The organism is Filimonas zeae, assembly GCF_014641615.1.
Taxonomy (GTDB): Bacteria; Bacteroidota; Bacteroidia; order Chitinophagales; family Chitinophagaceae; genus Filimonas; species Filimonas zeae.
In genome coordinates, this window is sequence record NZ_BMIB01000002.1 from 836,778 (window position 1) to 858,457 (window position 21,680).

Consider the following 21,680-nt stretch of genomic DNA (forward strand, 5'->3'; position numbering starts at 1 on the left):
GGTGCGTTTATTTTATGAATGATAAGGAGGAAGGAAATGAATGTATAATCGTTTGTTTTAACTGTAGCAGCCGCCGGATATATTCGCAGGTATTGTTCCAGGCATTGCGCTGATATTCGTTGGCCGGCGCACAGGCAGCCAGCTCAGCCGCTACCGCCACCGGAAACAACCGGATATTTTTATTGTAAAAAATGCGGGTATACAAATAAGGGTTGGCCGAGGTATACCCCAGCACCGCTTTGGCCAGCGGCAGCGACAACTCTTCCTGCGTATGCTCTGTAAGCCAGGTAACCGCCATCTCTCCCACCTCGCTGAAACGCGCCAGCAGATAGGCTTCGCGCAATTGAGGCGTAAGCAGTGGCAGCAACTCCGGATAATACCGCTGATCATCGGTCGTAAACAGTTCGGCCCAGTCTGCATTTTTAAACCGGCCCGCCGCCAGGCCTATAGCAGGCAGTACCGCTGCCGTATGTGGCTTTGCTGATAATAAGCGCCATACCCCTTCGGCATTTTGAGCAAAAAAGCCCTCCCAGTATTGCGGCGGAATAAAGCTGAATAATTGATAAATAATGCCGGCTTCATCGGCCTGATTGTTTTTACCGGCTGTTTTATCAATACCCAGTTCGTAGATACGGTCATCTACCTCTGCAGGTAACTGTATACTGATGCCGGAAGGCGATAAGCTGATGACCTGCTGCGCCAGCTGCCAGAAGTGTTGTATAACGGTAGAACCGGGCAGTTTTTGCAGCAGCAATAGGGCTTCGTCTTTTACCTTCTGACTTTTATCAGTTAATAAGGTTTCCAGCCAGGGCAGATCCTGCTCTGATATATTCGTGTGCAGCAGTTTGAGGAGGGAAGCACGGGTACCTGCATTTTCCTGCGGCCAGGTTTGCTGTAGCCATTCCAGCGCCTTTGCAGGATCGGTTTCCCTTATCTGCTGTAACACCTGCTTACGCATATCGGGTGTGCCGGTTTGCCAGCGGTCTTCCTCTGACATAGCAGGCAAAGCCAGCCATTCTTTATGAAAGCCGCACAGCCAGCGGCCCCGGTTACCCATGCACAGCTCCACTGCGGGGCGTAATGTTTTTTGCTGTACAGATTTTTGCAGCAGCGCCGGTAACAACAACGGCGGTAATAGTTGTTGCGCCCGCACGCACTGTTGCAGCCATAACTGCAGCAAGCCTATACTATCTTCGTCCAGCACCTCTTTCAATGCCTGCGCTGCGGCAGGGTTGCAGTATGTTTTTTCTTCGGCGGGTGCCGGTGTAATACCTACCCCCTCTTTATATAAAGGCTGTACGCCTGCCTGCCGGTAGTTGAAAGCCAGCGCAGCCAGTTGCAGCAACTGCTCCTCCCTGTCTAAGGTATCATTCGCTGCAACGATGCTTCCCTGCGTTCCCAGGTCGCTTACCGGCACCGGCTTTTTGGCGGTGCCCAGCATGGCTGTTTGTACAATGGTATTCCACATTTCCATTTGCTGAATACGTTTGTGATTGATTAATGATACAGACCTATATACTGCCCGTTACTCCATATACCGAGTGGCTCAAACGCATGCTCCTTACCCACTACCGCCATATCTAACGGTAACCCGCCACTTACCGACAGCAGTTGCCAGATACCCGCAAAGCCTGGTGTAACGGGCATGATATGCTGCTGCTGATCGGCCAGGCACCACCGGCCCTGGTATTGCACCGGCGTTAACTGCTGTAATATATAAGGGCGCTCACTGCTGAAAGGAAGTGTGCTGTGGAGCGTGGCTTCTATTTCTGCCACCTGCTGCCAGCCATTTAGCATGGCAGGAACGGGAGCCTGCCCCGTACCCTGCTGTTGTTTGATAATAGCCCGTAAAGGTTGCGTGGAAGGATAATACACGAGCTCTGCCTGTATAGCAGTACCCGGCAGCAGGTTATAGGTAAAACCCTGCCCCATTACACTGAACTGTAATACCAGCGCGCTGCGTTGGGTTTGTATACCATACAGCCAGTTGCGCTCTACAGTAAGATTGTCTTCTTCGGTAGTTTGTTTGCCCAGTACCAGCCAGGTATCTGTAATACCGGTTTGTGCTTTCAGCTCGTCCTGACTCTGGGTAAAGCCTATCAGGCTGCGCACATCTTCCTGCAAAGCAGCAGGCAGTTGTGCCCGGTGGGTAAAACCGGTAATAAGCAGATACATACGCACCAGCAAATCCATAAACCCGCTCTGCCAGCCTTCTGCATAAAAATTAGTATTGCCTGCGGTTTTCACCAACGCAGCCAGCCCGGTGGCTTTGGCATCTACCATGCGGCGGGCCATATTGGAAAAAAAGGCAGGATCTTTTTCGGGAACGCCTATAAGACCGTTGCGTACTATGTCTTTTATCCATAACAGCAACTCGGCCAGTCCGTCTTCCACGCCCTGCTCGCGGGCCTGCAAGCGTTTCGCCTGCGCTGCCTCATCTACCGGCTTGTCTTTTTTATCGGCTTTCTTTTCTTCCTTCTCCGAGCGTTTGGCCAGCCATTCATTGACCCATGCCGGCGGTTCAGCCGGTGTAAAGGATGCTGCATTGCATGCATATAAGATAAGTAAACCCACCCCATGTTTACAGGGAAATTTACGGCTGGGGCAGCTGCATTTAAAAGCCATGCCTGCCAGATCAACCTGGGTTTGATAGGGTTTGCTGCCACTACCCTGGCACTCGCCCCAGAGCGCCTGCGGCCCGGTGGCTTTGGTAAGCCATTTATTGGGGCTAGCCAGGTCTTTACCGGCCTTGCGGGACGCATCATCCGGCGCAAGCGCCAGCACCTGTTCTTCGGTTAGTTGCAAAGGATATTTGTTTGGCCAAATATAGCAAAAGCAGCCGCTTGCTGCACCCTTTACACCTTGTACAGGCTATAAAAGATATGTACAGGTTATTGGCAGGAACCGCTTGTCTGGCGGTTGGTTAGTAAAGAGGTAACGCATTATGTACACGCCTGTTTCCCAACTACCCAACCAGTATGTATTTTTCTTGTCCTGGTAATTTACCTACAACAACAAATCAATCAGTTCCTTCAGATGCTCCTCTACCTGCGGGCCTTCAAAGCCCATATGCTTATACTGCAGTTTCCCCTGCTTATCTATGATAAACAACGCCGGTATGGTGTTAAACCCGAAACGATCTGCTACACCCGGGTTGGTATGAAAGTACACCGGGAAGCTGTATTTTTTATTGCCAAACCAGTTTTGTGCATCGGCAAGTGTGTTGCGGCTGCCGCTGTTGACAATCATAAAACATACATCGCTGCGGTGTTTGTACTGATCGTACACTTTTTGCAGATAAGGCATTTCCTGCATACAGGGTATACACCAGGTTGCCCAGAAATCAATCAGTATTACCTTACCTTGTAAGGTATCGGGCAGTACGGGTTGGTTGTTCAGGTTTACCATATCTGCCAGGGAGGGTGCAGGTGCGTGCAGTAATTGCTTTTGCAGTTGTTGGCGCATTTGCTGGCGGCGCTGCGCCTGTATGTGTTGCCATTCCTGTTCAAAATTACCTGTTGCGCCCTGCCATTGTGTATAGCTGTGTTTTGCCAGTTGCACCATAGCAGTGTCCATTACCTTTTGTAACAACAGTTGCTGCCGGTAGCATTGCCAGGCCTGCTGATAACGGTGTAAACGCTGATAAGCGGTAGCAGCAAATTGTAGTACTGCCGGTTCCTGTGCAGTGGCCAGTGCGCTATCCAGATAGCGCAAAGCCTGTGTGCTATCGCCCTTGTTTACCAGCGCCATGCCTGCCAGTGCCAAAGCAGATGCTTCTGCCTGGCGGTGTGCAGCAGTGCGCGCACTATCGCTTACATACGCAGGGATATGTCCGGTTTCTTTAAAATACAGGATGAGCCCGGCAGGATATTGATGCGACAGCTGCCGGGCCAGTAATGCGTACTGTAACGCACTATCCGGCGCCAGGCCGCTTTGCGCCAGGGTGGTTGCTACCTGCATTACCTGTTTGGGATAATAGGGACTGGTGGGGTTGAATGTTTGCCGGGCATGCTGTAAGGCTTTTTCGGCCTGCTTTTGGGAAGTGTAGTATTCAAACAGCATTTCATGCGCTTCTTCCAGGCCGCTGCGGTTTTCAGCAGTGGTGGCAGCTATTTCTTTTTCCAGCAGTGAAATTTTCAGCGCCGTGTCTTTTTCCTTTGCAATACGGCTTATCCGCATTTCAGTGCCCATAGCAGACTGCGGATAACGTTCGCGGATAATGGTATATACAGAATCGTTGCGGTTATCGCCCAGAATCAGATACCCCATGGTAGCCAGGTTTACGTTTTTTACCGGATCCTGTTCAAACACCTTTGCTATATAGGCGTAAGCTTCTTTTTTTAATACGCCCTTCTCCTGCTCATCAGCGACAGCCATGCGGTTGGCATATAACCGCACCTGTGCTTCAAAATTATCCGGATAATCCTTTAGTTCCAGCTGTAGCAAGGCGCGCTGAAAGGCAGACAGACGGGGCGATTTGCCCATTTGTGCCGTAAGGCTGTAGCTCTCGTAAAGTCTTCCGTTTTTTACCTGCACACGATCTGCCCGGTACACCGGAATACCAAAATGCCGGTTATGCGCTGCCCGGATGGTATCGTTACCATCTTTTACAAAAAACGTAGCATAGGTGGCATAATGCTGCACCGGAAAGGTAACCTGCCATACACTATCTTTCTTTTGTAGTGGCAATTGCCGGGGCAGCCCGTAAAAATTAGAATAGGTAAATACCAGCACCGGGGCGTTTGCCTGCTGCGGGTGGGCCGGCGTGTACGTAATGGTAACCGGCTGCAGGCGCTGTGGAAATTGCGGCTGAATACTTACCTGCTGTGCTTTAACGGCTATGGAAACGCCTGCCAGTACCCCCAGCACCGCAACCGCCCGGTGAAGGGCGGAACGGGTGAGGTAACGGGGACGATTACTACTGTTACTGACGATAACCATCATTCTGATCAAGATTTACATTAGTTCTGATAGCATCGGCAGGAATGGGATACAAGGTATCGGTAGCCTGCCAGAAGGTGGTGCCTTTGCGGGGGCGTATTACAGCATCAGCACGTTGGGTACGCTTTAAATCGAACCAGCGGTGGCCCCACTCGGTAAACAACTCTACCCTGCGCTCCTGTTCTACGGCACGCAGCAGCGCTGGCTGATCCAGACCGGCAGGTAAGGAAGGCAGCAGGGCACGGTGGCGCAGTGTATCCAGATCGGCCCGGGCATCGCTCAGCTTATTCAGTTGCACCCTGGCTTCGGCACGTACCAGATATTGCTCAGCAAAACGCAGCACCATAGAATATTCACTTACTCCTGCGGCAGCATTGGTGCGCACCTTGTATTTGTAAGGAAAGTACACTACTACACCGGCGCTGGTGGTTCTGGTACCAGCCCAGTTGGCCAGCCGCGCATCGCCGGTTTCAAAAGAGCGCACCAGCATACTATCTAACCGGTACAGCGGCAACGCAGTAGCCGTGGTAGGTAACGCGGTAAAGCCTTCCCAGGTATTGCGGCCACCGGCCACGTTAACCGGTTGCAGCTGCCACAGCGCCTCTTTGCTGTTGAGCAGGAAAACGGTATTTAAATCGGTAAGCAGCTGATAACGCGTATTGGCAATTACCTCGCCTGCTTCTTTTTCTGCTGCGGCCCATTGGCGGGTGTACAGGTAAGCACGCGCCAGCATAGCGGAAGCTACTGCTTTATTGGGTCGGGTGCGGGCAGCAGTGGGATAGTCATCGCCCATCAATGCTTTGGCCTGTTGCAGATCGCGTATTACCTGGTTGTATACACTATCCGGATGATCCTGGCCACGGTTGGTATTTTCCAGATAATTAGTGTTGGTAATCAGCGGCACATGACCATACAGGTTTACCAGATGAAAATGCAGGAAACCACGTACAAAATAAGCCTCGCCCAGTAATTGCTTACGCACAGATTCTGTAAGCTTAGTAGCGGCGGTAAGCCCTTCGATACAGGCATTGGCGTTGTAGATGTAGTAGTAAGCCTGCGTCCACATCGTATTTACATACTGGCTGGAAGGCAGCAGTGCATTGTTTTTAAACACATCAAAGCTGGCAAAGGCTGAGGCATAATACAACTCATCGGCCGACATGGCTGTGAGGTAGTTCATCAACACATTGCTGAAATAATAGTTGAGGCTATTCATTTCCGTATAAATACCTGCTACTGCCGCTGTGGCTGTTTTATCAGATTCAAATACTTTGGCAGAAATAAGCTCGTTCTGCGGCACCGGCGTATCTACGTACTTGTTGCAGGAAAGTGCCAGCAGCGCGGGGAAGAGGATATATAAATAAAATCTTTTCATGTTTGTAACGTTTATTAGAATGACAGTTGCACCCCGGCGGTAATGGTTTTTAAAGGCGGTGTAGCCTGGCCCTGTGTTTCAGGATCGAAGCCCAGGTAATCCGTAAACGTAAGCAGGTTCTGTGCCTGTACAAATACGCCCAGTCCGTTCAGCTTCCATTTTTGCACACAGGAAGTAAGATCGTACTTCAGATACAGGTTTTTTAAACGGATATAAGAAGCATTGCCCCAGGCAGCGGTGGAATACCGGTAATAGTTCATGTACGCATTGTAAGCCGCTTTGCCGGAAGTGGCGCTGGCAGCGGGGATATTGGTAACATCGCCCGGCTTTTTCCAGCGGTTTAACACAGATACCTCCTGATTGCGGTAAGCGGTGCCGGGTGAGTAAGACAGGCCGCCATAGTTGATATTGGTACCTTCCTGCTGTACAAACTGAAACAGAAAATCGAGCTGAAAATGTTTCCAGGTAAAGCTGTTTTGAAAACCACCATAGAAGTCGGGCATGGTTTTACCCAGCACCACCATATCTTCCGGATCGGAATACGCTTTATCATTATTCAGATCTGCAAACTCAGCCACACCCGTTTGTGTATTTACGCCGGTAAACTGGTAACCTTTCACAATGGTGAGCGACTGACCCAGCACATAGGTTTTGGCATAACTGCTTTTTTCAAAATCAGGATATTCCTGCAGTTTGTTTTTAGCAATGGTAAGGTTGAACGAGCTGCGCCAGGTGAAGTTCTTCATTTGAATGTTGGTAGTGCTGACATCAAACTCCCACCCTGTATTCAGGATTTTAGCAGGCAGGTTGGTTATGTACGAAGGACGGCCCGCCTGTGGCGACAAAGTATAATTAACCAGCTGGTTGCTGCTGATGTTGCGGTAGAAGCTGGCGGTTAACATCACCCTATCTTTCAGCAAGCCCAGTTCCAGCGCTGCTTCCAGCTTGCGGGTCAACTCCCACTGATAATACGGATTATCAAAACGGGTAGGCGTTAAAGTACCGGTACCATTATAGGGATAACCGGGCGAGCGCCAACTGGCGAGATAGGCATAATCATTAATCTGATCGTTACCGGAAGAACCATAGCTGGCCCGCAGTTTACCAAAACTGATGAGCGGCAGCTGCTGCATAAACGCCTCGTTGGTAAATACCCAGGCAGCACCTACGGCTGCAAAATTACCAAAGCGGTTTTGCGGACCAAAACGGGTTGAGCCGTCGCGGCGGAAAGTGGCGTTGACCATGTATTTATCGCTAAGGTTGTAGTTTACCCGGCCAAACAGCGCTGTATAGCGATAGAAGTCAATATCGGAAGTAAAAGGCGTTAAGGTACCGGCAGAGCGGATATCAGTTAACAGATCATCGCTGGGAAAATCGGCCCCGTTAATACGCCAGCCATCGCGTTTGCTTTGCTGCCAGCTGGCACCAGCCAGTAACTGCAAAGTACCGGTGCCCAGTTTGCGGGTATAATCTACCTGGGGCTCCAGTATATATGAGTTGAGATTGCTGGCACCAAAGTAGCTGATGCTACCGGTACTGGTAACCGGGTTAAACGTTTTATCGGGAAACACCTGTGTGGAATTCATGGTACTCTGGTTATAACCCAGGTTGGCTTTCAACTGCAGGCCCGGCAACAAGGTATAACGCAGATTACTGCCCGCTACCAGGTTGGAAGTATTGCTGCGGGAGGTACGCAGCAGATACGCTTCGGGGTTTTGCTCGTTACTGAACCAGTAGTAAGCGCCGGTACTATCGTACAGCGGATAATTGGGCGCTACGTTGTAAAACGCAGACAAGGCAGAAGCCAGTGTTTGATCGTTATCGCGGCTGAAGCTTACGTTGGCGCTGATGTAAAACTTACCATCGGCAGAAGTATGATCGGCCGTAAGGTGTGCCGAACCACGCTGATACAGCGGGTTGCCTTTTAATACAGTACTTTCTCTGCGGTACGATCCGCTGAGCAGAAAATGGGTTTGTGCATTACCCCCGGATACACTGCCGGTAGCTTCGGTAAGTTTGGCGGTATGCCCCATCATGTAATCCTGCCAGTTTCTGTTTTCATCCGGGCTCCATTTCAGAATATCTGTAGCATTGGCATCGGTAAGGGCCGTACCATCGTTGGCCATCGCTTCTTTACGCAGTTCCAGATACTGTGCGGTGTTAAGCATGGGTACCGTGTTTACCACCTTGCTGCCACCGGTGTATACATTGAAATTGTATTTGGTGCTACCGGTTTTTCCTTTTTTGGTAGTGATCAACATTACCCCGTTGGCACCGCGGGAGCCATAGATGGCAGTGGCATCTGCGTCTTTCAGCACATCAATACGCTCGATATCGGCCGGATTAATGAGCGAGAGCGGACTTTGTGTACCGCTGGCACTGGTAACAGTGGTAAGTGTTTCGGTATAATACGGTACACCATCTACTATCACCAGCGGATCGTTACCCAGGTTCATAGAGTTTTGTCCGCGCAGGCGTATATTAAAACGCGCGCCGGGCAAACCACTGGAGGAACTAATAAATAAGCCGGCCACCCTTCCCTGCAGGGCAGCCAGCGGATCGCCCACCGGCTGGCGGGCAATATCTTCAGCCTTAACGGTGCTTACGTTACCGGTATTCTGGCGGCGGGAGGTTTGATAGTAGCCCTTCACCACCGTTTCGTTGAGGTTGTTTACCTGTTGCTGCAGGGTAACACGCACCTGCTGTGCGGTGCCTTTGAAGGCAACCGTTACTTCCTTTTCCCCATACCCCACACTGGAAAACACCAGCACATAAGTACCTGCTTCCAGCGCGGCAAATTCGAAACGCCCCTCTGCATTGGTTTGGGTAGCTTTCTTTTGCTGCTTCAGCTGTACGGCAACGCCTGTTAGCGGTTGCCCTGCCTCGTCTGTTACCGTACCGGTTAAGGGTGCGGTAGCTGGCGGCACATAATAGCTGTTCAGCTGCTGTGTATTTTCCGCCTTGCGGGCTATTACAATTATTTTATCGGAAATGGTATAGGTAAGCGGCTGGTGCAGGAAACACTGGTTCAACACCTCTTCCAGCGAAGCCTCTTTTACATGCAGGGTAACCGCAGGCACCCGCGCCAGCACCGACTGATCTGCCACAAAAGCATAGCCGGTTTGCTGCTTAATTAACTCGAACACCTTACCCAGCGGCAGATTGCTACCGGAGATAGACACCTTTTGAGCATGGGTGCGGGCACTTACGTGCAGCGTAGCCACGAGTACAAGCATTGCAGATAATTTCATAATCAAGAGCAGTTTTCGGGACAATAGCCACCCGGAATGAATAGTCAAATTCATACTTTTGTTAAGGTTTTGGAGGTTTACACCTGATTGTTGTTCGCAAAATGACACACTGCGTAAACCCATACTACCGGCCGGTGGCGTGAGCAGACGCTGCCGGCTTTTTTTGTGGGCTTACCTTGCGGTGTATACAGATATAGTTGGTATGTAATTACCGGTTAAGCAGGACCGGCTATTACCACAATAGTATTTCCTTTCATAACAAAATGCACATTCTTTGTAAGCGTAAGCGCTTTTAGTATTTGTGACACATATTCTTTACGGGGTATTACACCATAAAACTCATTTTGGGGAATGGGGCCCTGGTATTCCACTTCCACATCGTACCAGCGGGCTATCTGCCGCATAATGCTGGTGATTTTAAGATGACTGAACCGGAACTCCCCTTCTTTCCAGGCCATTACCTGCTGCAGATCGGGCTGCTGCACGGTAATACCTGCCGGGGTAGCCACTGCCTGTTTACCGGGACTGAGCTTTTGCTGTGCAGCGCCGTTGCCAGGTGTATGCAATGCCACCTGCACACTGCCCTGCAACAGGGTGGTGCGGGTAGCTCCCTCATCATCATACGCATTAATATTAAATGCAGTGCCCAGCACCTGTACCTGCTGGGTGGCCGTATTTACCAGAAAAGGTTTTGATTTGTCGGCAGCTATTTCAAAATACGCCTCGCCTGATAACGTTACCGTGCGGTTGGTGCCGGTAAACGCAGCCGGATATTGTAAGCTGGAAGCAGAATTGAGCCATACACGGCTACCATCGGGCAGGGTTACCTGAAACAATCCTCCGCGGGGCGTGCGCAGCGTGTTAACCGCAGCGGCGGCATTGCCCGCAGACGTTGTGCCGTTCGATTGGTAACGGATGGCACCATCTGACAATTTTACCACCGCCATACCCTGCTGCTGTGCCAGCGTGCCGCCGGCAGCGCTATCCAGCGTAATTACCCGGCCATCTGCCAGGGTAAGCGTAGCCCGGTTAACAGCCGGTGCTTTATCGCCGGCTATTGCCAGTGTGCGCACTTCTGCAGGCTCTACGGACCCTCTGTTCATCCACCACCAGGTGCCGGAAACCAGCGCCAGTAATACCGCGGCAGCTACCGACACACGTGGCCAGAGTGTACGCACACGGCGGTTTTCCGTTACAGACGATATGCCCGGTGCAGACGTTTGTGGCAAAGCCCCCTTCTGCTGCAGCGTGGCATTGATTTGCTGCCATACGGCCGCGTTACCAGGTGTGGCCTGTAAACGTTCTGTATTCATGAGCAATGCATATTCGCGCATTACCTGCCGCAAAGTCGCCTCATCCAGCGTTTGCAGCCATTGCTGTAGCTGTTGCAGTTCTGCTTCGGTAGCAGTGCCTGCGGCCTGTTTTTGTAATAGTAGATGGTACTGCATGTAGGTACGTTACCATAAGGACGCGGCTACATAGCAAAAGAGGACGGTGAGGAGAAAAAAAATGATTCCGTTTTTATCGTGCAGGTGTTTTTTAACGGCATCCACCGCCGCATACAGCTGTTTTTTAACCACATCTTTAGACAGGGACAGCTGCCCGCTGATTTCATCGAGCGATAAATCGTCTGCCGTACGCAGCAGAAAAATGGTACGCCGCCTTTGCGGCAACTGATTGATGGCCTGTTGGGCAGACTGATGATATTCCTTCAACGCCATATCATGCTCCGCATTGTGCGAATGCGCATCGCCTGCGGCGGCAGATAAGGTTTCGTATTTATGGCGGTTGTGCCGCTGGCGGTAAAAATCCATCACGGCATTACGGGCCATGCGGAACAGATAAGGTTTAAACTGGCGTATGCCTACCAGCATTTCCCGTTTAAGCCAGAGTTTTACAAAAACCACCTGAATAATTTCCTGTGTATCGGCAGCGGAGCGCTGCGCAAACGGAAATACATATTGATACAGTAGTTGATAGTACTGATGATAGAAGACGGTAAACGCCTGATAGGCGCCTGCTTCGGCACCCTGCAACTGCTGCAATAACAATTGTTCGCTATCCGGCACATGATCCCTGCTATAATGGCTCTCCCCTTTCAAACAGATATTGCGTTATAAAGGCAAAACGCTAAAGTAGGCAAAACCCGCAGAAAACCGCCCGCTGATTTTAGCGGGTGGCTGACTGCTGCAGGCCCAGGGCCTGCAATATTTTAAAGAAAATGGCCGTGTTTTCGTACACGCCGGTAAACAACTGCGCCTGCGGACCGTAAGCGTATACCGGCACCGGTATGGCTGTATGATCGTTGGTGGAAAAATGCCCACTTACGTATCCTTTGGCAATATCGCCATCCAGCAATGACAGGCCGCCTGTTTCATGGTCGGCAGTGACAATTACCAGGGTTTCCTTATCCGCATCGGCCAGTTGCATAGCCCGGCCAATCACCTGGTCCAGATCTTTTACCTCTTCTGCTATATAGCCTATATGATTGGCATGCCCCCCATAATCAACCTGCGCTCCTTCTACCACCAGAAAATAGCCCTTGCCGTGTTGCTGCAAAGCTGCTGTTGCTTTATCAAAAGCCTGGGTAAGCCATGCGCCACGCCCTTTAAGCATAGAAAGCCCCGCACGGGTATCGGCCACAATGTAACGCTGCGTGCCGGAAACAGGTAAGCTATCCAGCGAACTGGTTACACGATATCCCGCCTGCTGCAACTGTGGTAAAGCAGCTGGCAAACCGCTGTTGGGTGCGCCCAGTAACAGCTGTACGGGAGCCGCTGCCAGATCGGACAAAATAGCCGCCGCACTATCCCGTGCTGCACGGTGGGCATAAAAATCGGCCGGTGTGGCATCGGTAATATCGCCACTGGTAATAATACCGGTTATCTTTTTGCTGCGTTGCAGTATCTGCGGCAGCAATACCAGTGGTTTGCCGGTATGATCTACCCCTACATAGCGGTTATTGGTTTTTACACCGGAGGAGAAGGCCGTAGAGCCCGGAGCAGAATCGGTAATATACGCATCGTGCGAGGTGGTTTTAGATAAACCGGTAAAGCGGGCATTAAATACACTCAGCTGCCCTTTATTGGCCGTGTAGCCCGTGTACCATTGTGCCAGCCCGGTACCATCGCCTATAATAAGGATAATGTTTTTAGGTTGTTTGGAACTGCCGTCTGCCGCATAAGTGGGGGTATAGGCCGTATGCGTTTGGGTAGCCGTATAACTGCGGAAGGGCAACTGGCGCATAAAAGTGGAAGCAGCCTCAATATGATCGGTATTGATATAATCTACCCCCAGATGCATCAGCTGATACCAGGCATTTACTGCATCGGGTGCTTCCCAGAAACGGATGGGTTTGTGCAGGCTGTGTACCTGTTGTATGAACTGTTGCAGGGTATTTTTTTCGTTTACGGTAAGTACGCCTTTGCCATTCCAGGAGGTATACTGCGAAAAGGGGCCACTGATCATGGCTATTTTAGGCAGCACTTCAGCCGGATAGGTTTTACCCAGTTCCCCATCAAACAGAATGAACGAAGGATAACTGTTGTAACGGCTTACCGGCGGGCGGTTGCCGCTGATAACCCAGCGGATGCTTTGCTGCTGCAGCGTGGGGTAACGCTGTAAAAGGGCCACCAGCGAATCCAGCGTTGCTATGGAATCAGTTTTAATATCAATCATCACCTGCAAGGGCCGGCTGGCATTGGCCACCTTTAGTAGCGGTTGCAGGTACAGCTTTTCCAGTGTACGTTCAGGGGAAAGGGACTCGTAAGTATGTGCCACCAGCAACCGGCCGTTGTGCAGCCATATATCGGCTTCTATAGAACCAAAACCAGCCTGAAAAGCCGGAAGAAAAGGAACCACCTGTTCATAATCGTTATGCGAATGCAGGTTAGCTGCAGTATATACTGCGGGTTGTGCCATAGCACACCAGGCACGGAGGGCCGCTGCCAGTAAGAATATTTTTTTCATGCCTTGTAAAAATAAAGACAACCGGCCACCCAGGGAGGAAGCAGCCGGTTGTATGAATGTATTTGTATTGACCTGCTGCTGTTACCAGCCGGTACGCTGATGAATTAAACCTTCGCTGTTATCAATTACCGACTGCGGTATAGGCCAGATGCCTTTGGTAGCCGGATCGAAATTACGTGCGGGCCACGCCACGCTGCCATTGTAATGGTGCAGAGGTTTGCTGTAGGCCTCTTTCGCATCGCCCCAACGTACCAGATCGCGGTGCCTGTCGGCCCACTCGCCTGCCAGCTCACATCTTCTCTCATGCTTCAACTGCGCCAGGGTAGCATTACTAACTTTAGGATAACTGTTGTCATCTGCACTTTGCCAGGCACGTTTGCGTATCATGTTCAGTTCTGCATCGGCATTCTGCCCCAGCATAATTTTGGCTTCTGCTTTAATAAGAATCACCTCTGCATAACGCATCAGCGGCAGACACAGGGATGTGGTAGGATGATCGCCATTAGGACTGAGATATGTACCTACGGGGTTGGCATAACGGAAAGGCTCGGTGTACTTGTTAAACTGGTAACCACTGAGGCTATTGTCTGACTTATAAGTAATGGTTTCGCCAAAGTACTGCAGTTTATCGCCCGGCTTCAGAATAGTAGCTTCTCTTCTTTTATCGCCGCTTTCGTATTCATCGTACAATTCTTTGGTAGGCATATAGTAACCCCAGCCGTTGTATTTACCCCAGCCTTTGTTTTCCATCATTACCCCTGGCAGAATACTACCCCAGCCAGCCTGACCTTTGGCCGTGCTGTAGGCACTCCAGATATATTCTTTAGACCAGTTATTGGCCGTAGTAAACACATCTTCAAACTTAGACAGCAGCTGATGTTTTCCGCTCAGGATTACCGAATCGGCATACATGGCCGCGCTATCATACTGCTTCATATACAGATACGCTTTTGCCAGGTGTGCCCAGGCAGCGGTTTTATGCGGGCGGCCATACAGGTCTGGCGAATAGGTATCAAAATAAGGCAAACGCGCAGCCGCCTGTTTTAAATCGTTCACCAGGTAACGGTAGTTATCGGTTACACTGGCTGCACAGGGTACCACCTCAATATCTGAAGGGTTGGCACGGTTGGCAATAGGTACACCGGAAGCAGTGCTGCCGTAGTTGGCTGCCAGCTGCAGGTACATAAGGCCGCTTAAAAAATACGCCTCACCTACAATACGGTTTTTGAGGCTGGCATCCATAGCAATGCCCGGCACATTGTTAATAACATCGTTGGCACGCTTGATTACTTTGTAGCGCATGCTCCACTGCGACTCGGTATAACTACCACCAATAAAAGTGGCATTGAAATCTTTAATATTATCGCCTTCTGCCTTTACACGGCCGGTAACCATATCATCACTGGCATTGATAAACCACCAGAAGCCACGACCGTAAAAGTTTTCATCGTCGAAAAAAGAATACATAGCATTGGCACCACTCTGCGCATCTACCGACGATTTCCAGAAGCTGTTTTGAGAAGGCGAACCTTCGGGCGTAATATCCAGCTGCTTTGTACAGGAGGATACAGCGGCAGTAAGCGCAAGCGCGCCCAGACTACCGGTGATATATTTAAACACAGATTGCATAATTGTAATGGATTAGAAGTTTACATTAATACCTGCCATAAAAGTTCTTGACTGCGGATAACGGCCCAGATCAACCCCGTACTGGTTCATACCCACTTCGGGATCTAAACCTTTGTAACCGGTAAAGGTGAACAGGTTGTTAGCGGTAGCATATACACGAACACTGTTTACATGCCATTTACGCATCAGCGGTGCAGGCAGTGTATAACCTACGGTTACGTTTTTAACACGCAGGTAAGAGCCGTTTTCCAGATACCAGGAAGAGGTGTTACCAAAGTTACCATTGGCATCGCTGGCAGAAATACGTGGAATGTTGCTGCCGCGGTTGGTTTCGGACCAGGCATTCAGCACATCCTTCAGCATATTATAATTCTGACCAATAGCAGCGTTGAGGGAAGTATACTTCATGGCATTGAATATTTTATTGCCCTGTACACCCTGTGCAAAAATGTTAATATCAAAACCTTTGTAAGCCGCGTTAAAGCTAAAGCCATACGTAAATTTAGGAAACGCGCTGCCGTTGATACGACGGTCTTCATTGGTAATTTTACCATCACCGCTGGCATCAATAAACTTCAGATCGCCAGGTTTTGCATTCGGCTGAATCAGCTGCCCGTCTTTGTTTTTATAATTATTAATTTCTTCCTGTGTTTGGAAAATGCCGGCGTAAGGAATAACGTTATAAGAATACAACGGACTACCTACCTGAATTAATACCGGATTTAACGTACCTCTTACAGAAGGAAAGCCACTGATTTGTGTGTTACCATCGGGTAAAGAAACCAGTTTATTACTTACCGTAGTAATGGTAGCACCTGCACCATAGGTAAAGTCTTTACCCACCTTGTCGTTATAACCAATACCCAGTTCAATACCCTTATCGCGGGAGTTACCACCATTTACCCACTTACCATCTGCACCGGAAGTAGCAAAAGGCGTAACCTGCATGAGCATTTTGTCGGTTTCCTTGATAAAATAATCGGCTGTAATAGTAAGCTTGTTGTTAAGCACGGCAATGTCTGCCCCAAAGTTGGTTTGTTTAGATTCTGACCAGCCCAGCACCGGGTTAGCTACCTGTGTAGCGGTAAAGCCGGTTTGCGTAGTGGGGTTTTGCCCCATATAAATCTGCATTTGCTGCAATGGCGGGCTTACTGCACTTCTGCCTAAGCTGCCCAGGTTACCAATAACACCATGGCTGGCACGCAGCTTCAGGTTGTTTAACCAGGTAACACCCTCCATAAAGCCTTCCCGCGTAACCACCCAACCGGCAGATAAAGAATAATAGTTTCTGAACTTGTTGGTGGCTACCAGTGAGGTACCATCGCGACGCAGCAGGGCGCTTAACAGGTAACGTCCGTTATAATCGTAGTTAACACGGCCGATATAAGAAATAAGCACCTCGCGGCTATAACTGCTGGAAGGCTTGTTATTAGGATCTACCGTACCATTCTGCAGATAACGGTAAATAGGATTTTCATCTTCAAAACCCGTAGTAACTACTCCGAAGCTGCGGTCTTTATCGCTTTTATACATATAACCGGCAGTAGCATTCAGGTTGTGTTTGCCCAATGCTTTGGTATAGTTTAACGTTTGTTCTGCCAGAATATGGGAACCGGTAGCAGCATTCTGATTAAGGGAGTTGCTGGTAGAAATACGACCTATTTCGGGCACTCTGGTTTGAAACTCTTTGCCAAAAGTAAATGACTGGGTATAGGCAAAGTTAGAACGGAAGCTTAAACCACGCACCAGTGCCACTTCTGCATAAGGGTTAAGCACTACGGTTGTAAACGGCGTGCTGGCATCCAGCCTTTTCAGATATGCAACCGGATTGAGCACATCGCCATACGCACCGGCGTATTGTGCAGGCAAACCGGCAAAGCTGCCATCAGCATTGTATACGGGCACATTGGTGGGATAGTAGATAGCTGCCAGAATAGCACCGGTATAACCGCTGGTGGTATTGGCACCATTGCCGTTGGTGGTAAAATAAGAAAAGTTCTCTCCTATTTTTAACCAGGGCTTTACCTGATGCTCCGAATTCAAACGCAGGGTATAACGCTGGTTGTAGGTATTCAGCAAAATACCTTCGTTTTTGCGGTAACCCAGGCCCAGGAAGTATTTAGACTTTTCGCTGCCACCATCCATGCTAAGGTTATAATCTTGTATAGTACCGGAACGAAACACTTCATCTACCCAGTTGGTGCGGGTAATTTGTCCGTCGGGATATTTTTCTGCATTAAACGCATCCAGCCTGGGTTTACCTGCCACATCCGCCGCCAGGTTCATTACATCGGCAAACTCTTTGGCATTGGTAGCCTGCAGCTTGCGCCATGCAGCCTGTGTGCCATATTTGGCATCCAGCGAAACAGCCATTTCGCCCTTATGCCCTTTTTTGGTAGTTACCAGTATAACCCCGCCGGAAGCCTGTGCACCGTAGATAGCTGCAGAGGCATCTTTTAATACAGAAACAGATTCAATTTCGTTAGGGTTTAATACGGGTGTGCCGGGATAGATGCTACCATCTATTACATACAGCGGCGCCGCGCCGTTGATACCGCCCAGGCCACGGATGCTGATGGTAGGAGTGGCTGTAGGATCGCCCCCTTCGTTCTGCACCATTACACCGGGCGCTTTACCCTGCAGCACCTCGCTGAGGTTGTTGAAAGAGCGGGAGCCCATAGCATCCAGCTTAGCTTCGGCCACCGCACCGGTAACCTTACTTCTTTTCTGGGTACCATAGCCTACCACTACCACCACACTGTCCAGGCTTTCTTTAGCCCTTTCCAGCTGCACAGCGGTAAAGGCGCCGGCTTTTACCAGTATTTCGCGGGTTTGGTACCCCACCAGTGAAATTACCAGGCGCACCTCCTGCCCTTCGGTTTCCAGCGAAAAGTTACCTTCTGCATCGGTTACCGTACCCTGCGAAGTGCCTTTAATATATACCGTGGCATTTTGTAAAGGCGTGTTACCATCTGCTACACGACCTTTCAGTACTTCTTTGCGGGCCTGCATTACATAGCTGGCCAGGTGTACATTACCGGGCATGGCAGCAGCACCACCATCTTCTTTAGGAAATATAACTACAGTATTGGCATGTATTTCATAGGTTAACGCTGTTTGCGCCAGCACTTTGTTCAGCAGCTCTTCCAGCGTAATGTCTTTTTGTTCGCGGAGCGTGATTATCTGCTGCTTCATATCATCTGCGTTATACGCAAATTTCACTTTGGTACTGGCAGACAAATGTGTAAGTATGGCTTCCAGCGATTGCTTTCTGGCATTCACATGAACAGCTGTTTTCAGTACATTGGATGCCGGCTGCTGTGCATGCAAGGCATTGCTGAGGCAAAGGCCGGACAATACACCGGCTGTTAAAAGCACACGCCGTGCTTTTAATCCCGGGAAAAGAGAATAATTCATATGATGGTTATTGGTTGAGTGCTTAGTCTATAGTAACCTCGTTATTGTGTAACGAAAAATGTGCATGCTGCCCGGAACTAACCAGATTGATAATACGCAAAGCCTCTGGCAACGTGATTCCTTTTTTAAACGACAGATAATAATTTCCTGTATATTTCTTACTGCTGTTGTTTACCGTAACATTAAAGTGAGTATGCAACCAGCTGGCCACTTCCATTACCGAAGCGCGCTGTAACACAGTTTCGCCCTGTACCCAGCCATTTACCTCTGCCGGCTGAATGGCGTCTTCCACATGGGTACTTACGCCGGGTACATACTTTACGCGCCAGCCTGGCGTTAATATGGCCATAGTATCTTTACCGGTACTTACTGCTACCCTGCCCGTGAGTACGGATACCTTTATGCCATTGTTATAATAATCTTTTGTTACAGAAAACGAAGTACCTTTTACAGTAGTAGTTACCTCGCCCGACTGAATTAAAAAAGGATGCGCGGTATCTTTTTTCACCTCAAAAAAAGCCTCGCCCTGATGCAACTGAACATACCGGTGCTGTGTAAACCCGTTATTGTAGGCTATTGCGGAATGCTTATTCAGCCACACCACACTATTATCGGGCAATACCATCCGCACCACTTCGTTATCCGCCGCTACTTTTATTAAACGCGGATGCTGAAACCACCACCACGCCACCGCCGCTGCCGTTATTACGGCCGCAGCTGCCATTGCCTGGCGCATGCGTATAAGCAATACGTTACCACCCCGGCGGTTGCCACGTTTAAGCACCGATGTCAGCAGCTTGCTTTTTACCTGCTGCTTTTCTTCAGCAGCAAACGCATAGTCTCCCCCACGTTCGGCCAGCACATCCAGCCATTGCTGTAAGGCTACTGTTTCTTCTCCGGTACAGATTCCCTGTTCGTACTTATGTAAGAGGTTCTGTATATGCTCCTTGTTCAATAAAACCCTTTTGTAATAAGACAGGATAAAAAGAGCGGGTAACTATTAAGGAAGCAGGCTTAATATTAAGTTAACAATGGCCTTTTTACGGGCCGTGTTTAACTGGTTGCGGATGGTTTGGGCAGAATTACCGGTGGCCTGTGCAATTTCGGCCACGCTGATGCCATGAATAAAATGCATTTCGTACACCTGCTTCATTTTATCGGGCAATACAGCAACCGCCTGTTGCAGTTGCTCCTCGGCTTCTTTACGGTCTATAATGGCAGAAGCGGTAGCCACAGCCTGCAGCTCTACCGCCGCTTCAATATCCACCACCGTCATTTTACGGGCCGTAAAATAATTGAGTATTCTGTTTTTAAGTGCTGTAAAAAGATAGGCGCGTACAGACTGTACCTCAGGCAACTGTTCTCTTTTACACCAAAGGTGAATAAACAGCTCCTGCACTATTTCCTCCGCTGCAACGGTGCTGCCGGTGGTTTTATAAGCATATTGAAATAAAGGTTCCCACCAGGTTTCAAACAAGGCGGTAAAAGCCTTCTGGTTGCCCTGCATTACCTTCAGCCATTGTATTTGGTCTGTGGTTTTCAAAGTACACGTACGTTTTGAGCATGCAAATTAGCACGAACCAACCATGGCTAAGTATTAACAAATTATTACACGCACCTGAACAAAGAAGAGTAACTTTGGGTTAAGCTATCATATAACATGTATACCCATTTATCATACGACGAAACGGAACTGCTTCAACTGTCTTCCCAGGGAGAAGAACAGGCGTTTATCCGGTTACTACAGATGCATAAACACAAGGTATACAGCTTTCTGGCTACCCTTACCGGTTTTGAGCCCCTTACTGAAAAACTGATGCGCCAGCTGATACTGCAATTGTGGCAGCAACGGGAAAACCTGGTACAGGTAGCAGATTTTGACCAGCATTTGTTTGAAACCATTTGCACCATTATACTACCGGGACTGAAAAAACCGCATGACAAAAGCAGCGCCATAGAAAAAGAACAAATGGAGCGCCTGGTACAAAAACGCTTTGCCGATACCGACGCCCCGGAAGAGAAAGACCAGTTACAGCAATTTATACATACTACGGGACACGCTACCGCTATGCACACCATACTGGCCCCGGTATGGAGCCAGTACACAGCCACCTTGTTTATAGCCGAACCATTGTGGAAAACCCTGATAGCCGAAATACCGGATGAGGAAAACCCACTGGCCCGCAAAAGCGGCGGCAAAGGCCTTTTTGGCTGGCTGGGCCGGCGTTAAACTTTTTTTTCATCGCTATGTTATTGTTTCTGAGTGATTAAAATCAGAAGCGATGGTATTTACCTTGCTGGAAACAGCCAATAAGCATTTTAACAACGATTTTATTATACAACAGGCCCGGTTGCTGGATGAAACTGAAACAGGGATTGGCAAAGCTTTGTACGCCGCCATACCCACTATTTTATCGGGAATGATTACCCAGGTAACCGGCGGCGCACAGTTATTAACCCGGCAACTGCTGGATAATTCGGCCGCGCCTGGCGGGGAAAGTTTACTGGACCGCCTGTTTAACAAGCAGTTAGGAGATGTAACCCGGGCAGTAATACATCTTTCGGGCATCAAAAGTACTTCTGCTTACTTTATACTGTGTGCGGCAGCGCCCGCTGTTTTTGTTACTGTACGGGAGCATGCAGTGGCCCGGCAGCTGAATGCCGCACAGCTGGTGTACTTGCTGCACAGCCTTACAACGGAACTAACGCCTACCCTGCCGGCAGATATGCCTGTAGTAACCGCTGTGGCGGATGCAGTACCGGAAACACCGGTAATAACACCAGTTGCTCCTAAATTAACAACATATGTACCTACGCCACCCGCTGAACAGGCGCCAGTGGCAATACCACCACCAATAGTAACAGCGCCGGAGCCACCTGTATCTAAACCACAGGTAGTGGACGAACCGGAGCCGGAGCCTACGGAAGCAGAAACGCAGTTACCCGATGAACCGGAAGAACCGGAAGAATATGCAGAGGACGAGGCAGAGGTTACCAGCCGCCGCAAACGCAGGCGCTGGATTACCCTTACGGCGGTAACCGCAGGCGCATTGCTGGCCTGGTATCTTTTTAAAGGCAACTGTAATACGCCGCATTGA

The 21,680-nt window shown here is 49.6% G+C and carries 14 protein-coding genes; 2 read left to right on the top strand and 12 right to left on the bottom strand.

Annotation, left to right across the window (positions count from 1 at the left end; all coding sequences use genetic code 11):
• Positions 1-7: 7 nt before the first annotated feature.
• The 12 genes from IEY13_RS10120 to IEY13_RS10175 form a co-directional block, all read right to left on the bottom strand.
• Complete coding sequence (locus IEY13_RS10120; protein WP_188951861.1) at positions 8-1,474, bottom strand: DUF5691 domain-containing protein; 1,467 nt, start codon at positions 1,472-1,474, stop codon at positions 8-10.
• A gap of 23 nt (positions 1,475-1,497) precedes the next feature.
• Positions 1,498-2,805: an SWIM zinc finger family protein gene (locus IEY13_RS10125; protein ID WP_188951862.1), complete on the bottom strand. Its 1,308-nt coding sequence runs from the start codon at positions 2,803-2,805 to the stop codon at positions 1,498-1,500.
• 201 nt (positions 2,806-3,006) lie between these two features.
• On the bottom strand, positions 3,007-4,944 hold the full coding sequence (locus IEY13_RS10130; RefSeq protein WP_188951863.1) for a redoxin family protein: 1,938 nt from the start codon (positions 4,942-4,944) through the stop codon (positions 3,007-3,009).
• Positions 4,925-6,316: a RagB/SusD family nutrient uptake outer membrane protein gene (locus tag IEY13_RS10135; RefSeq protein ID WP_188951864.1), complete on the bottom strand. Its 1,392-nt coding sequence runs from the start codon at positions 6,314-6,316 to the stop codon at positions 4,925-4,927. The genes IEY13_RS10130 and IEY13_RS10135 overlap by 20 nt, the downstream gene beginning before the upstream one ends.
• Before the next feature lie 14 nt (positions 6,317-6,330).
• Positions 6,331-9,567, bottom strand: coding sequence for a SusC/RagA family TonB-linked outer membrane protein (locus tag IEY13_RS10140; RefSeq protein WP_188951865.1), 3,237 nt, complete (start codon positions 9,565-9,567; stop codon positions 6,331-6,333).
• Positions 9,568-9,782: 215 nt separating this feature from the next.
• Positions 9,783-11,015, bottom strand: coding sequence for a FecR family protein (locus IEY13_RS10145; RefSeq protein WP_188951866.1), 1,233 nt, complete (start codon positions 11,013-11,015; stop codon positions 9,783-9,785).
• A 9-nt stretch (positions 11,016-11,024) separates the two neighbouring features.
• Positions 11,025-11,669, bottom strand: a complete 645-nt coding sequence (locus IEY13_RS10150; RefSeq protein WP_188951867.1) for an RNA polymerase sigma factor — start codon at positions 11,667-11,669, stop codon at positions 11,025-11,027.
• 67 nt (positions 11,670-11,736) lie between these two features.
• Complete coding sequence (locus tag IEY13_RS10155) at positions 11,737-13,536, bottom strand: alkaline phosphatase (protein ID WP_188951868.1); 1,800 nt, start codon at positions 13,534-13,536, stop codon at positions 11,737-11,739.
• An 81-nt stretch (positions 13,537-13,617) separates the two neighbouring features.
• Complete coding sequence (locus IEY13_RS10160; protein ID WP_188951869.1) at positions 13,618-15,165, bottom strand: RagB/SusD family nutrient uptake outer membrane protein; 1,548 nt, start codon at positions 15,163-15,165, stop codon at positions 13,618-13,620.
• A gap of 12 nt (positions 15,166-15,177) precedes the next feature.
• Positions 15,178-18,582 carry a TonB-dependent receptor gene (locus IEY13_RS10165; RefSeq protein WP_229687808.1) on the bottom strand — a complete coding sequence of 1,135 codons (3,405 nt, stop codon included), beginning with the start codon at positions 18,580-18,582 and terminating at the stop codon, positions 15,178-15,180.
• 22 nt (positions 18,583-18,604) lie between these two features.
• Positions 18,605-19,537, bottom strand: coding sequence for a FecR family protein (locus IEY13_RS10170; RefSeq protein ID WP_188951870.1), 933 nt, complete (start codon positions 19,535-19,537; stop codon positions 18,605-18,607).
• Between the two features lie 45 nt (positions 19,538-19,582).
• A complete protein-coding gene (locus IEY13_RS10175; protein ID WP_188951871.1) occupies positions 19,583-20,125 on the bottom strand; it encodes an RNA polymerase sigma factor in 543 nt (180 codons plus the stop codon).
• A gap of 117 nt (positions 20,126-20,242) precedes the next feature.
• Between IEY13_RS10175 and IEY13_RS10180 the strand changes: the two genes are divergently transcribed.
• On the top strand, positions 20,243-20,812 hold the full coding sequence (locus IEY13_RS10180) for an RNA polymerase sigma factor (protein ID WP_188951872.1): 570 nt from the start codon (positions 20,243-20,245) through the stop codon (positions 20,810-20,812).
• Positions 20,813-20,864: 52 nt separating this feature from the next.
• Positions 20,865-21,680: a DUF937 domain-containing protein gene (locus tag IEY13_RS10185; RefSeq protein WP_188951873.1), complete on the top strand. Its 816-nt coding sequence runs from the start codon at positions 20,865-20,867 to the stop codon at positions 21,678-21,680.